The sequence below is a fragment of the Sutterella wadsworthensis genome, from assembly GCF_003315195.1.
GTDB classification, from domain to species: Bacteria; Pseudomonadota; Gammaproteobacteria; order Burkholderiales; family Burkholderiaceae_F; genus Sutterella; species Sutterella wadsworthensis.
Genome location: NZ_QNRV01000003.1, coordinates 149,010 through 163,072 on the forward strand (window position 1 = coordinate 149,010; position 14,063 = coordinate 163,072).

Consider the following 14,063-nt stretch of genomic DNA (forward strand, 5'->3'; position numbering starts at 1 on the left):
AGTCATGCCGGAGCGCCGGCAGTCTTTTCTCCTTGTAGAAGAAGCAAAGACCGCGCCAACGCATTAATCAAAAGAAATTTTTAGGAAGCGGAGCCTCTGAGTGTTGCTGCATTATGCGCTCCGCAGGCGAGGATTCAGTGTATAGCGGCCGACTACTTCAGCGGTTGCCAGCACATGTCCTTTTGCTGTTTTCTCAAAATCTTCCAGGGTAAAGTGCTTATCGAGATCCAGCGTTTCTAAATCGAGCGCCAATACCTGATAGCGATAGTAATGCCGACGAGCATCAAAAAAAGGCGGGCATGGACCGTCATAGCCCAGTCCCGTACCATCGGCTTCGGGCTTTCCTTCGCCGCGGCAGTAGTCATTCAATCCTGGCCGACCGTAAGCCGCCGGTACATTCTTCTGCGCAAAAACACCTTCAGGGAAATTCGATACGTCAGCAGCCACCTCAATCTGCACCCAGTGCACAAAGCGGCGGCGGGGCTGATCAACAGGGAGTTCGCCCAAAGCATCCCGCGCTTTCAGATCCGTCGGCACATCGTCATCGATGCAGAGCACCGCAAATGATTTTGTGCCTGCCGGGGCGCCCGACCACGAGAGTTCCGGGGAGAGGTTGGCAGAACGAACCGTCTGTCCGCCTTCGCCCATGCGCCCGTAGGCGCAGCGTTCAGGAATCATTTCTCCTTCAGAAAACGTACGTGATGAAATGTCCATCGTTGAACCTCCTACCTCATTGATGAAAGAGCCGTCAACGCATGCATTCCGGCTCCAGCAAAAATGTCAAACCCTTAAAACTTCAGCCAGAAAGTTGCCGGACCGTCATTCGTAAGCCGCACGTGCATGTGTGCGCCGAATGACCCCGTTTCAACTTTCAGCCCTTCGGCACGAAGCGCCTCAACGTAGGCAAGATAGGCCTTTTGTGCCTCCGCGGGGGATGCGCCGTTTGAAAAACTCGGACGACTCCCGCCCGTACAGTCTGCTGCGAGTGTGAACTGCGACACGACAAGGACACCACCGCCAATATCTGCTGCCGACAAGTTCATGCGGCCGTTCTCATCCTCAAAAATCCGCAGACGAGCCGTTTTGCGTGCCGCTTTAGCGATCACTGCTGCGCTGTCGCCCGGTTCGGCACAGACGAAGGCCAGCAGTCCTCGTCCGACTGCCCCAAGAGGCTCTTCGGCTTGCCCGCCTTCGGCTCGTCGCACGACCTGCGCCTCCAGGACGCGTTGGAGCAGAACGATCATTACGCGGTCACCTTAACGCGCGCCCAACGGCGCTTGCCTACCTGCAGCACAAACTCGGCGCCCGCCTGGATCTTAAGCGTGCGGTCACGCACCGATTCGCCGTCAATGCGTACACCGCCCTGATCTATGTTGCGGCCAGCCTCAGCATTGGAAGGTGCAAGTCCGGCTGCCTTGATGAGCTGCATGATGCCAATTTCCCCCGTTGGGGCGGCAACGGTCACATCCTTGATGTCATTGGGCACGGCTCCCTTCTGAAACCGTGCATTGAATTCCGCTTCGGCTGCATCTGCGGCAGCTTTGTCATGGAAACGTTCGATGATTTCGCGGGCAAGCAGCACCTTTGCATCACGCGGATTTCGACCTTCAGCGCACTCCTTCTTAAGCTGCGCGATTTCGGCATTGCTGCGCAGGCTCAAAAGGTCGTACCAATTCCACATCAGATCATCCGTAATAGACATCACTTTGCCAAACATATCGTTGGCCGGATCCGTAATGCCGATGTAGTTCTTCTTGCTCTTGCTCATCTTCTGTACGCCGTCAAGCCCCACCAGAAGCGGCATCGTCAGAATGCACTGCGGCTCCTGACCATACTGGCGCTGCAGTTCGCGCCCGACGAGCAGATTGAAGCGCTGATCGGATCCGCCGAGTTCCAGATCAGCCTTCAGGGCGACCGAATCGTAGCCCTGCATGAGCGGGTACAGGAGTTCGTGCATCGCGATCGGCAGTTCTTCCTTGAAGCGCTTGGCAAAATCATCGCGCTCCAAGAGACGGGCGAGCGTGTAGCGGCTCGCGAGCTGAATGAGACCGGTCGCACCCAGCGCATTGCTCCACTCAGAGTTGTAGCGAACTTCCGTCTTGTCCAAATCAAGCACCATGCCGGCTTGGTTCAGGTAAGTCTGAGCATTGGCTTCAATCTGTTCGCGCGTCAGGGGCGGACGGGTGGTGTTGCGGCCAGAAGGATCCCCAATGGCAGCAGTAAAGTCACCCACCAGAAAGATTACGGTATGGCCGAGATCTTGAAGCTGGCGAAGCTTATTGAGCACTACCGTGTGACCAATATGAATGTCCGGCGCCGTCGGGTCAAGCCCGAGTTTGCAGCGAAGCGGTTCACCGGTAGCCTTGGAACGCGCGAGCTTTTGTTCAAACTCGGATTGAATGAGGAACGTGTCGGTTCCGCGCGCGATAAGTGCCATGGCTTCGCGAATATCGTCGGTCACGGGAAATTGTTTCTGAGCCTCTGCGGCCTGTGAGTTGTTTTGCGTCATTGGAAATGATTGAAGTGCTATGCAGTAAAACGACAGGTGCATCAGGGAGCCCCGCCCGCCCGTCGGCGGCGAACTTCAACATCATCCGGAGTTCTGCAAAAAACGAAAGTGGAAAGTGTGAAGTACCCGGTCTGCGGGAGCGTCTGATGCCGTGGCCGGCGGGAGCATTGTCTCGGCGCCGCGCCGAATTTGGAATAAGTTCAAGGGGGAAACTTTAACATGCAGGGTTGCCGCGAGCCTAAAATAAGGGGTTTTCGAAAAAAACTTTCCGGTTTTTACTGATTCTTTGCATCCATGCCGGCACAAACACTCGTTGCGGGCGCACTTGCCCGACTTGGCCGTGCAGCACTCACCTTCGCTCGAAGTATTGCTGTGCGCCTTGGTCTTAAACCTGAAGCCGTCCGCTCCAGAGCCCTTGCCGCCGGTCTGCTGACCGTTGGAACTGCGCTTTCTGTGAGTCTTCTCGCCGCCCTCGGTCCAGCCCTTGCGCCTCACACTGTAGAGGCACATCCCATGGAAATTGCGGTTGCCGCTCCCGATCTCTCCGGGGAAATCGGCGCTGTATCCAGACTCGGTACCTATACACCGAAACACTACGAAATATCGTCAAGCGACACAATCTTCTCGCTTTTTGCAAAACTCGGCATTCATGACGACCAAGCCCGCGACTACATATTCACTCAGCAGCGTCTGACACCGTTCCTTGCTCCGCAGCCGGGACAGCATGTAACGGCAGGCGTTTCCAATGCTGGACAACTCGAATACATGCGGCTCTATCTCGACGGCGCACGTGAGGATAATTCCCGCACAATTGAAGTTTCGCGCATCGGCCGAGAACTCATCAGCAATGTGCTTCCCTTTACTTTTTCGACAATGGAGACGCTCGTTTCGGGAGACGCCGTTGGGAATCTTGACGCAACCGCCCGCGAGCTTCACATTCCTGAAAGCGTCACAGATCAGCTTCGCGCAGTTTGGGTCGGTGCCGACGATCCCGTTGAACATCTCACTGCAGGCAGTTCTTTGCGGCTGGTCTATGAGAAAAAGTATGCCGACGGTCGATTCGTCCGCAATGGACAGCTCCTTGCCGCACAAATCGTCGATGCCTCCGGTGTTCACGAGGCCTTTTGGTTTTCCGATGGACGAGGTGCGGGCAGTTTTTATACGCTTGACGGACGTTCCGCCTCTCAAACCTTTTTACGCGTTCCGCTTGATTTCAAAGACGTCAGCTCAGAATTTGCGCCGCTTCGCCGCCACCCCGTCACCGGCGTACTGCGCCCCCACAACGGCACCGACTTCCGGGCGCCATCGGGATCGCGTATTCTTGCCGCCGCTGACGGACGCGTCACGCGCGTTGCCTATGAAGCTCGAGGCTACGGGCACTACGTGCAGATCGACCACGGCCTTAATCGCACCACGCTGTACGCGCACATGCGCCGTGTTGCCAAGGGCATTCGCCCGGGCGTCATCGTCAAGAAAGGCGATGAGATCGGTTATGTCGGCATGACGGGGCTCGCCACGGGCCCACACCTCCATTACGAGCTGCAAATCGACGGCGTACAAATTAACCCGGCTACGGCTGATCTCCCTGATACAGAAAATCTTTCAGCGTATCAGCTCGCGCAGCTGCGAGCCTCGGCACAGCCGCTCATTGAACGGTTCGAACGCGCTGCGCTCGACGAGGGACGTCCTTCCCCGCAAGCACTCATGGCCAAGCAGGCTCAAAAGAGTGCCGCTGAGCGCGATGAAGAGGCCGATCAGGCGGCGAACGCCGCCGGTCGCGTGCGTTTGCGTCCAGTAAAAATTGATGATCTGACTGACTCCAGCACTCAAGAAGTTGGACGTGCCTCCATCGTACGAACCGGAGGTCATTCGTGATTGTCGCGGGCGTGATGTCCGGCACCAGCCTCGATGGTATTGACGCCGTCGCCGTAGACTTTGCCGACGACGGCGGCATGCGCGTAGTCGGCCAGGCCTCCCTGCCAATGCCATCCGTCCTTCGCAGCGAACTACTTGCGCTTGCTCTTGGCACTGACCATGAAATTGAACGCATGGGAGATGCGTCTGTTGCACTCGCGCATCTTTATGCGTGGACGCTCCAAGATTTGCAGCAGCGGCTTAGCGAGCCTATTGCTGCTGCCGGTGTTCACGGTCAAACTATTCGCCATCGCCCGGAACGCGGCTTTACGCTGCAGCTCAATCACCCTGCACTCGTTGCCGAACTCTCCGGCATTGACATCATTGCCGACTTCCGCTCACGCGATGTTGCCGCCGGTGGCGAAGGCGCACCGCTCGTGCCGGCCTTTCATGCTGCCTGCTTTCGCAGCGCCGAGTGCAGTACAGCAGTACTCAATATCGGCGGTATCGCTAACTTCACATTGATTCCGCAGGACTTCGCCGCTGATGTGCTGGGGTTTGATTGCGGTCCAGGGAACATGCTCCTCGATCATTGGATGCAGACCGCGCAAGGGCTCCCCTACGATTCTGACGGCAGCTATGCGCGCAGCGGCTCAATCGATCAAGCGCTTCTCGCGCTGATGCTTACTGATCCGTATTTCGATCGCCCCATTCCCAAATCGACTGGACGAGAATACTTTTCACCCTCATGGCTTGATGAGAAGTTTCATGCCTCGGGGGAATTCCGCTGTGCTGCGGACATGCCTGATGAACGGCGGCGCAGTATCGCCGCTGTACTCACGGAACTGACGGCGCGGTCAGCCGTCGACGCCCTCATTCGGTGGCTGCCTGATGTACAACGGCTTTATTTGTGCGGAGGCGGTGCCTTAAACAGCTTTCTTTGTGAACGCATCCGCATCGCACTCGATGCAGCAGGCGCTCATACCGTAGCGCTCTGCTCTACTGCTGCATGCGGGATCGACCCTATGGCTGTGGAAGGCGCAGCCTTTGCCTGGCTTGCCCATCAGTGGTTCCTCAGGCAGCCGGGGAACCTGCCGGCAGCAACCCATGCCGCAGGCCCTCGTCGATTAGGATGTCTCTACCCTGCCAGCTGATTTCAATCGGTTTTAACCAGCAAAAGGCCGCGCACTCTCATATGCGCGGCCTTTTGCTTGCGGCGCCATCGACGCCGCGGCTATCGAGCCCTTCAGGCAGCTTAGACCGAGAAAGATGATCCGCAGCCGCAGGTTGTCACAGCGTTGGGATTGTCAATCACAAACTGTTCGCCCGAAAGACCTTCCTTATAGTCGATCTTCGCGCCCACCAGGTACTGGTAGCTCATCGAGTCAATCAGCAGAGTCACACCGCCCTTTTGCATCACGGCATCATCATCGTTTTGCGTTTCATCGAATGTGAATCCGTATTGGAAGCCAGCACACCCGCCGCCCTGAACAAAAACACGAAGTTTCAGGTCAGGATTGCCTTCTTCGTCCATCAGGCTCTTCACCTTAGCCACCGCAGCATCGGTAAAGGTAATGGGATCGGGCATCAGCTCGGGAACAGCTTCATTCTTCGTCTCAACAGGAGCCGTCGTAGTCGCTTCAGTCATGACTAAAAATCCTTTTTTCTTTCTGGAATTCTGCCGCGCACGCGGGGCCCCGGCGGGGAACCTGCTCCGGGTAGACGTACGCTCATCGCATTCATTTTTGAAGCGATCATCCTACACCAGAAGCGCCGAAATGCAAGGGATTTCCTTAATATCTTTCCTAATTAACAGTTCCCAGGCATGAAAAAACCGCCCGGATGCCGTAAAGCACCACAGGGCGGTCTGCCTGACCCCCGCCAAACCGGCGGACTTCTCTGAAGCCGCCAGTACACGGGAATCTTTCTGCTTCGCAGTATTAGCGCTTGCTGAACTGCTTGGCGCGGCGGGCCTTGCGAAGGCCAACCTTCTTACGTTCGACTTCGCGAGCATCGCGAGTGACGAGACCGGCGTTCGAAAGAACACTCTTGAGGCCTTCATCGTAGTCGATCAGGGCGCGGGTGATACCGTGACGGACAGCGCCAGCCTGACCAGATTCACCGCCGCCGACGACGTTGACCATAATGTCAAACGTTTCGACATTTTCGGTGAGCTGCAGCGGCTGCATGACGATCATGCGGCCCGTTTCACGCTGGAAATACTGGTCGAGCGGACGGCCATTGATAACGATCTTGCCCGTGCCGCGCTTAATGAAGACGCGAGCGACGGAGCTCTTGCGACGGCCGGTGCCGTAATTGTAGTTGCCGATCATCTTTGTCACACCTTATTAGAGGTCAAGAACCTTGGGCTGCTGAGCCGTATGCGGATGTTCGGCGCCGGCGTAGATCTTGAGCTTCTTGATCATTGCGTAGCCGAGGGGGCCCTTCGGAAGCATGCCCTTGACGGCGATTTCGAGAGCGCGTCCCGGATGCTTTTCCTGCATCTGAGCAAACGTCGTTTCGATGATGCCGCCGGGGTAGCCGGTGTGACGATAGTACGTCTTCTTGCCCGCTTTTTCAGCGGAGAGAACGAGCTTGTCGGCGTTGATCACGACGATAAAATCGCCCGTGTCGACGTGCGGCGTGAATTCGGGCTTGTGCTTACCGCGCAGGCGCAGCGCGATTTCGCTGGCCAGACGGCCGAGCACCTTATCACTGGCATCGACCACGAACCAGTCGCGCTTAACCTCAAGCGGCTTGGCCGAGAAGGTCTTCATTGCGTTCACCTAATGGTTACTGCGAGCTCAGCTCATGCCCTTAAAGCACACGTTCCGCCGGATGGCGCCGACGGCAGACTCCGTCCGCCGTCTTACGGGCGAACGCGGTGCAATCGCTGCTGCTCAGAATAAAAATAGAATCGGGCGGCGCGGATTCCCCGAACCGCCTCGCACTTAAAACTCAACCGAAAAGCGCTTTTTAGGGCGGCGCCAGTGGAAACGATGGGGTAAGCAAACCGCCGACACTTTCCAGTCAAGGAAGCGGATTTTACGCATTTTGCCGAACTTCGTCCACTAAAAAGTCAAAATTTCTTTCGATTCAGTGCGGCAGTTTGGCCAGAAATGCCTCCACCCCGCCCAAGAACATCTGCGTGGCCATCATTGCCAGAAGAAGTCCTGTTAAGCGCTCAAAAGCGAGCGTGAGCTTTTCCCCCATATGTCGCTCCAACCAGTCGGCGGAAGCCAGCACAAAGAAACTCACCACGCAGGTGATTACAACAACCGCGCCCCACTCAAAAAGTCTGTTGGGCTCGCTCGCAGCAAGCATCATGATGGTAGCGAGCGTTGAAGGGCCGGCAATCGCTGGTATGGCTATGGGAACAATGTATGGCTCTCCGCCAGGCGTTTGACCAAAGACACCTTCTTGAGTCGGAAAGACCATACGAATCGCCATCAGCATGACGATCACGGATCCGCCGATGCTCAATGCCGCATCGGAAAGTCCAATGGCAGCCAAGAAGGGTCTGCCGAAAAACATCGCCAACAGAAGCATCCCCATTGCGATCATGCACTCTCGAAAGAGTACAAAGGTCCGCCGCTTATTCGGCACATTCTTCATGCAGGATATGGTGATCGGGATGTTGCCGAGAGGATCTGCCATCAGCACCATCAGCATGAGTCCACCCCAAAAACTGTATTCCATAAAGGGAGCCTTGTTTTCGCGTATTTCAGAATTAAGGAACCGGCACGGTACTTAACGCTCCATGCCGGCTGTGGTTATTTGCGCTGCGGTTCTTGCCGTCAAGCGCCATTTTTCATAAAGAGTGTTAGCGATGCCAGAACCGTTTTGACTTCCGATTCGAAGACGGCTCTGCAAGTACCTCTGCGTCCGCATCTGCCGACTTTACAACTTCTTCGGCCGCCGTCGGCGTTTTCTGCGCCTTCACCGAGACCTTGGGTTTTTCACTCTTCGAGGACGGCTCCGCAAGCACCTCTGCATCTGCGTCCGCAGACTTTACAACTTCTTCGGCCGCCGTCGGCGTTTCCAGCGCTTTCACCGAGATCTCTGGCGTTTCAGTCTTCGAGGATGGTTCCGCAAGCACCTCTGCGTCCGCTTCAGCTGACTTGACAACTTCTTCAGCAGCCGTCGGCGTTTCCAGCGCTTTCACCGAGACCTCAGGTGTTTCACTCTTCGAGGATGGTTCCGCAAGCACCTCTGCGTCCGCTTCAGCTGACTTGACAACTTCTTCAGCAGCCGTCGGCGTTTCCAGCGCTTCCGCCGAGACCTCGGGCTTTACACTCTTCGAAGACGGTTCCGTCGACACTTCTGCCACCTCATCCGCCGCTTTTCCCGAACACTGCACAGCAGCCTCTTCAGCATGCGTTTCAGCCTCATTGGCAACTGATGCGGCAGGTGCAGCATATTCCCGACCTTCTAGCGCCGCAGCCACTTTAGGAAGCAGTTCCTGAGCGCGGACGGCATTGAGAACACCTACACGCAAACGGCGCCAAAGAATATCCTCGGCAGTACAGGCTCCTTCAAAGTCACGCGCATAGAGTGCATATTCAATCACCTTGGCATCATTCTCAGACCCCTGACAAGCAGCTTCTTCAATGACTTCGGGATTAAACGTTTCGTCCACGAGAATCGGCAGATCCTTAGTGATGCAAAGCCGAGGCTCAATAAGATGACGCAGCGTCGCCTCGAGCATGGCATCCTCGGCCATTCGACGGTACGACGTCCACTTGCCGCCGGCAATCGTGATCATATTGCCGAATTCCGAAATGACGGAATGGCTTCGCGAAGCCTGAGCGGTTGAGGATTGACCTGCCGGCACCCGCAGAAGCGGACGCAGACCAGCGAAAGCAGCAAGCACGTCGCTGCGATAAAGAGGCTTTGCCAGATACCCGGAAGCCGTCTCGAGAATAAAGGCAATCTCGTCTTCTGACGGCTGCGGATCGAACTCCGCCTCGCGGACCTCAACATCTGTGGTGCCGAGAAGTACTGCGTTGTGCCAAGGAATAGCAAACAACACGCGGCCATCCCGTGTTTTCGGGATCAGCATGCCTGCATCTCCCGGCAGGAATGAACGGTCGACGACAACATGAGTCCCGCGGGAGAATCGCAGAAGCTGCGCAGCCTGCGGATCTGCGAGACGGCGAATCTGATCCGCCCAGACACCGGCACAATTGAAAACCATCTTGGTGCGGATGCGGTGCGATTCACCGGTGTGCTTATCTTCGACCATCACCGACTGAATCAGACCGCCGATCCGTTCAAGTCCGACCACCGGCATGTAATTGAGGCAGACGGCTCCGTGTGTGGCTGCTGTACGAATGAGCGCTATGTTGAGGCGCGCGTCATCGAATTGAGCATCGAAAAACTCCACGCCGCCTAAGAGCCCCTCGGTTTTGACGCCGGGGAGCACTTTTTCAGCTTCTTCGGGCTTAAGCATCCGCGTACGGCCAATCTGATCCTTCCCAGCCATTGCGCCGTAAAAACCAAGACCGGCCATGTAGATCTCACGCTCCCACTTTTTAAAGCAGGGCAGCACAAAAGGTTCGGCATGCACGAGCTGCGGGCAGTTGTCAATCAGACGCTTGCGTTCAACCAGCGCATCGTGCACCAATCCCCAGTCTCTGGGATTTTTTAAATAACGCACGCCTCCGTGGATCAGCTTTGTCGAGCGCGACGAGGTTCCTGCGGAAAAATCCTGCGCTTCCAGAAGCAGCGTTTTGAGCCCGCGCGAAGCAGCATCAAGCGCAACGCCGGCGCCGGTAGCGCCGCCGCCTACAACCACGACGTCCCAAACGGGGTCCTGCATAATCGATGCCAGAGCTTCTGTGCGGTTGAGCCCTTTGACGGTCGGTTTTACTTCTGCTGCTGCCATATCACTGGTTCCATTTGCGGGCACGGCCGACGGCTCGAGCCCATTGGTTCATCAAAAATCCTCTCTGATCTTCATTCATCACAGGTTCAAAGACCCGCTCAGCCCGCCAGAGTGAGGCAATTTCGTCGGTACTTTGCCAAAAGCCCGACGCCAGTCCAGCCAAAAACGCGGCTCCTAATGCCGTCGTTTCCGTCTGAGCCGGTCGAATAACAGGGACGCCGGCAATGTCAGCCTGCATCTGCATGAGGAGATCATTTCTTGCTGCGCCCCCATCAACGCGAAGTTCCCGCACTGGGCGTGTTGCATCCTTGGCCATAGCCGTGAGCACTTCAGCGCTTTGAAAAGCAATCGCCTCTAATGCTGCCCGAGCAATATGTGCCCGATTGGTTCCGCGAGTGAGCCCAATAAGCATGCCTCGAGCATCCGGATCCCAATAAGGGGCGCCCAGGCCAACAAACGCCGGGACAAACCATACACCGCCCGAGTCAGGCACTTCGCGGGCAAGGGCTTCGATTTCCGAAGCGGATTCAATAAAGCCCATTTGGTCGCGAAGCCATTGCACGACTGCACCGGCAATAAAAACACTGCCTTCGAGCGCATATTGAGTCGGTGCGCAGCCAAGCTTCCAGGCAGCGGTGGTAATCAGCCTATTTTCACTTGGGCGAGGATCCCCGCCGACATTCATCAGCAGGAATCCACCGGTGCCGTAGGTGTTTTTCACGGATCCCGGTGCAAAACAGGCTTCGCCAAAGGCCGCAGCCTGCTGATCTCCGGCAACGCCTGCAATCGGGACAGCGGCACCGAAAAGCGATGGATGCGTAAAGCCGACCACACCGGAACTCGGTTCGATGCGCGGCAGCATGGCTCGAGGAATACGAAAGATGTCGAGCAATTCGTCATCCCACTGACCGCTGCGGAGGTCGCACAACAGCGTTCTGGAAGCATTGGTCGTATCGGTGACGTGCTCCGCACCGCGCGTTAAATTCCAAATGAGCCAGCTGTCTATCGTGCCAAAAAGGATTTCGCCTTTTTCCGCTCGCTGGCGGGCACCTGACACATGATCGAGCAGCCATTCGATTTTCGTGGCAGAGAAGTAAGCGTCCAGCCTTAAGCCGGTCTTGCCGCTCACCAAAGGACCAAGCCCCTGAGCCTCCAGAGCTTCAACGCGTTCGGCCGTTCGACGATCCTGCCAAACAATCGCGGGGGCGATGGGTTCTCCCGTAAAGCGATCCCACAGAACTGTTGTTTCACGCTGGTTGGTAATGGCGATTGCCGCAACACTTTTAACATCCACGCCGGCATGCTCAAGCGCCCTGCGGGCAACGGCATACTGCGCAGACCAAATTTCACGTGCATCATGCTCGACCCATCCCGGTCGAGGATAGTTCTGCCGGAACTCCTGCTGCGCAAGGGCAGCCACCTCACCCGCAGCATCAAATAACAGTGCGCGGGAGCTGGTGGTGCCTTGATCGAGCGCAAGAATGTACTGAGGCATGTAAATGGAGCGAAAAACAGAAAGCCCCGAGAGATCCCGGGGCTTTCTTGGAACGAACGGGACAATACGTATCCCATTCTAAGAGTGATTAGGGCCGCTGCCCCTTAAGAACTTTTCCGACGTAATGGAAAGCTGCATCAAGCATTAACGGGCACTTCAGCCAAAATCCAACCGACAAAACTTACTTGTCGGCTTTGTCCTCTTCCACAGACACTTCATCGCAGCCTTCCATGTCGGCATCATCGGCACTGTCGGCCGCGCCGTCACCGTATTCGGAATCTTCTACATCGTCGTCATCGATATCGGTCTCGCCAAAGATTTGAGCGGCAGTAGCGGGTTCGAGCTCTGCGTTCGGCGTCTCTGCGGCGGCCTGCGGGAATTTCACTGTGCGAGCAGCATCGATCAAGAGGCGCAGAGCCTGGTTGACTGCTTCGGGGCTGCCAAAGAAATCGGCGATGTCCGAATCAATCTTGACCATGGCATTGCGGGCAAATTCAGAGCGTTCGGCAAAGCGGCGCGTATCGTAGGCACGGGCGCGCGGTCCCGAACGAGTGCCGAAATCCTGACGCGGTCCGTCAAAGCGATTGCGGAAAGGCTTCTTGTTGTCAAAACGCGGACGGTCGCCAAAATCGCGGCGAGGACGATCGCCGAAGTCGCGCCGTTCAGAGCGGTCAAAGCGGTCGCTGCGATCCGAGCGGTCAAAGCGATCAAAACGCGGACGGTCGCCAAAAGGCTTACGGTCACCAAAGTCGCGACGCGGGCGATCACCGAACTCGCGTCGATCGGAGCGTTCTTCACGATCGAAGCGATCGAAACGGCCAAAGCGGCGGCGTTCTCCGCCCTCATCGCCATCAAAAGAACGGCGCAGACCTTTGTCCTGCCAGGGCTTACGATCCATCATGTTTTTTCCTTTAAATATCAAAAAAAATTCGCGCTTTCCATTCAATAGCATGCCGGTCAAAGCGCATTTATGGTTTCAAAAAAATCAGCGTCTTATTGCTCAGGCTGGACAGGTCGGTTTCGCGGGTGATTGCACTGCGTGCTGCAACTGCACGTTAAAAAAACTCGACGCCTCAAAACGACAAGGCCGTCGAAAGAGTGGAAACGAATAAATCCACGTGCACCATTCATTATTCAGGCACACGCTGCCTCAGGTTCATCCCGGGCATTCAATCAAAACAATCTGGCTGGGCGGAGACCGGCCGAAGAACCCCATTAGAAATGCTACGCACTGCTAATGAACATCGGCAACGCACGAATCAAAAATCTTCAACGACGGCTCAGAGCATCTTTAGTATGCATTTGAAAAGTTGTCTCTTAGCCGTCATCAACGGTCAACCCGCATAAACAGGCCGCATGCTTGGCCTATCGTGCGCGAGCGCTATTTTACCCGATTGCACTTGACCATACATGGAATATTCGGCCACCTGTCGACTTGGGATAAGCTCCAATCATCCGCCTATCTCAGAGCAGGCGGAAAACTATACACTTAAAGCAAGAGGAAGGAACGCATTACACAAGCAATACGATTCCATCTTCTGCAGAAAACAATAACCAAAAGCGAGGTTCCTATATGACCGCTCAGATCGTCTTTCATGGCATCAATCGCTCTGCTGCCGTTGAAGCGGCTGTGAATGAAAAGCTCGAAGGGCTCGCAAAGTTCGACAACCAAATCGGACCTTGCAAGGTTACGGTGACACAGGAAGGGCACCAAACGATGGGACCTTTCACCATCCGTGTGGATCTCGTCGCATCCGGGCGCAATTTGATCGTTACACGCACGAATCAGGACGTCATGGCTGCCCTTACGGAATCGTTTGATACGATCCGCCGCAGCGTAGTTGAGGAAGCCGACAAGCGCCGTCAGCATTGATTAAGCGGCGCAGCAGAAATAGCGGCCGGTAAAGCCGCTTGCACCCAAACTCCCGGGGATGCACCTAGTCCCGGAACACTCGCGGTGGCAAGGGCAAACCTAACAGGGTAAAGAGATCTCGGATTTTCTTCGGGATCTCTTTTGTTTTCCAAGCGTTGCGATCAGTTGGTTTATTGGCCTTCAGATAACGCAGCTGCATAAAGGCCTTCGTCAAAGAATTGCTGGGCAAACGGTTCGTTGCCGTTTCGTTGCGCCGACATGCCATACGCATCATCAGGCGCAGTGACTGGGCCAATACCTGGACAAACAGCTTGCCCATGTAGGTGCTTGAGGTCGCGTAGAGACGATCTCCAGCAGTTTGATTCTTAAACTGCTGGAAGCTCTGTTCGACAATGTTGCGGGCCCGATAAATGCTCAGAGCGATAAAAGGATCCTGGACGACGTT

13 protein-coding genes and 1 pseudogene are annotated in these 14,063 nt (G+C 56.0%); 3 read left to right on the forward strand and 11 right to left on the reverse strand.

Annotated features, from left to right (window positions below; all coding sequences use genetic code 11):
* Positions 1–111 precede the first annotated feature (111 nt).
* From DES29_RS02880 to tyrS, 3 genes are all read right to left on the reverse strand, one after another.
* On the reverse strand, positions 112–714 hold the full coding sequence (locus DES29_RS02880; RefSeq protein WP_021995043.1) for a YbhB/YbcL family Raf kinase inhibitor-like protein: 603 nt from the start codon (positions 712–714) through the stop codon (positions 112–114).
* A gap of 74 nt (positions 715–788) precedes the next feature.
* A complete protein-coding gene (dtd, locus tag DES29_RS02885) occupies positions 789–1,244 on the reverse strand; it encodes a D-aminoacyl-tRNA deacylase (protein WP_021995044.1) in 456 nt (151 codons plus the stop codon).
* Complete coding sequence (gene tyrS, locus DES29_RS02890) at positions 1,244–2,509, reverse strand: tyrosine--tRNA ligase (protein WP_016473523.1); 1,266 nt, start codon at positions 2,507–2,509, stop codon at positions 1,244–1,246. Before tyrS ends, dtd begins: the two co-directional genes overlap by 1 nt.
* Before the next feature lie 294 nt (positions 2,510–2,803).
* Here tyrS and DES29_RS02895 point away from each other — a divergent pair, with 294 nt between their 5' ends.
* Both DES29_RS02895 and DES29_RS02900 read left to right on the forward strand, forming a co-directional pair.
* On the forward strand, positions 2,804–4,384 hold the full coding sequence (locus DES29_RS02895; RefSeq protein WP_113854411.1) for a M23 family metallopeptidase: 1,581 nt from the start codon (positions 2,804–2,806) through the stop codon (positions 4,382–4,384).
* Positions 4,385–4,398: 14 nt separating this feature from the next.
* A complete protein-coding gene (locus DES29_RS02900) occupies positions 4,399–5,517 on the forward strand; it encodes an anhydro-N-acetylmuramic acid kinase (RefSeq protein ID WP_201638826.1) in 1,119 nt (372 codons plus the stop codon).
* 101 nt (positions 5,518–5,618) lie between these two features.
* On the opposite strand, the gene erpA is transcribed toward DES29_RS02900, so the two are convergent.
* The 7 genes from erpA to DES29_RS02935 form a co-directional block, all read right to left on the reverse strand.
* Complete coding sequence (gene erpA, locus DES29_RS02905) at positions 5,619–6,011, reverse strand: iron-sulfur cluster insertion protein ErpA (protein WP_005431017.1); 393 nt, start codon at positions 6,009–6,011, stop codon at positions 5,619–5,621.
* Between the two features lie 292 nt (positions 6,012–6,303).
* The gene (rpsI, locus tag DES29_RS02910) at positions 6,304–6,696 is read right to left on the reverse strand and encodes a 30S ribosomal protein S9 (protein WP_005431018.1); all 393 of its coding nucleotides are present in this window, start codon (positions 6,694–6,696) and stop codon (positions 6,304–6,306) included.
* A 15-nt stretch (positions 6,697–6,711) separates the two neighbouring features.
* Positions 6,712–7,140, reverse strand: a complete 429-nt coding sequence (rplM, locus tag DES29_RS02915; RefSeq protein ID WP_005431019.1) for a 50S ribosomal protein L13 — start codon at positions 7,138–7,140, stop codon at positions 6,712–6,714.
* A 319-nt stretch (positions 7,141–7,459) separates the two neighbouring features.
* Positions 7,460–8,062 (reverse strand): MarC family protein, encoded by a 603-nt coding sequence (locus DES29_RS02920; RefSeq protein WP_005431020.1) that lies wholly within the window; start codon positions 8,060–8,062, stop codon positions 7,460–7,462.
* Positions 8,063–8,186: 124 nt separating this feature from the next.
* Positions 8,187–10,250: a glycerol-3-phosphate dehydrogenase/oxidase gene (locus DES29_RS02925; RefSeq protein ID WP_249031200.1), complete on the reverse strand. Its 2,064-nt coding sequence runs from the start codon at positions 10,248–10,250 to the stop codon at positions 8,187–8,189.
* Between the two features lies 1 nt (position 10,251).
* The gene (gene glpK / locus DES29_RS02930) at positions 10,252–11,745 is read right to left on the reverse strand and encodes a glycerol kinase GlpK (protein ID WP_021994557.1); all 1,494 of its coding nucleotides are present in this window, start codon (positions 11,743–11,745) and stop codon (positions 10,252–10,254) included.
* Between the two features lie 181 nt (positions 11,746–11,926).
* Complete coding sequence (locus DES29_RS02935; RefSeq protein ID WP_016473515.1) at positions 11,927–12,646, reverse strand: hypothetical protein; 720 nt, start codon at positions 12,644–12,646, stop codon at positions 11,927–11,929.
* A 672-nt stretch (positions 12,647–13,318) separates the two neighbouring features.
* Between DES29_RS02935 and DES29_RS02945 the strand changes: the two genes are divergently transcribed.
* Positions 13,319–13,618 (forward strand): HPF/RaiA family ribosome-associated protein, encoded by a 300-nt coding sequence (locus tag DES29_RS02945; RefSeq protein ID WP_005431024.1) that lies wholly within the window; start codon positions 13,319–13,321, stop codon positions 13,616–13,618.
* 64 nt (positions 13,619–13,682) lie between these two features.
* Here DES29_RS02945 and DES29_RS02950 read toward each other — a convergent pair.
* A pseudogene (locus DES29_RS02950) lies at positions 13,683–14,063 on the reverse strand (IS1634 family transposase); the annotation flags it as partial.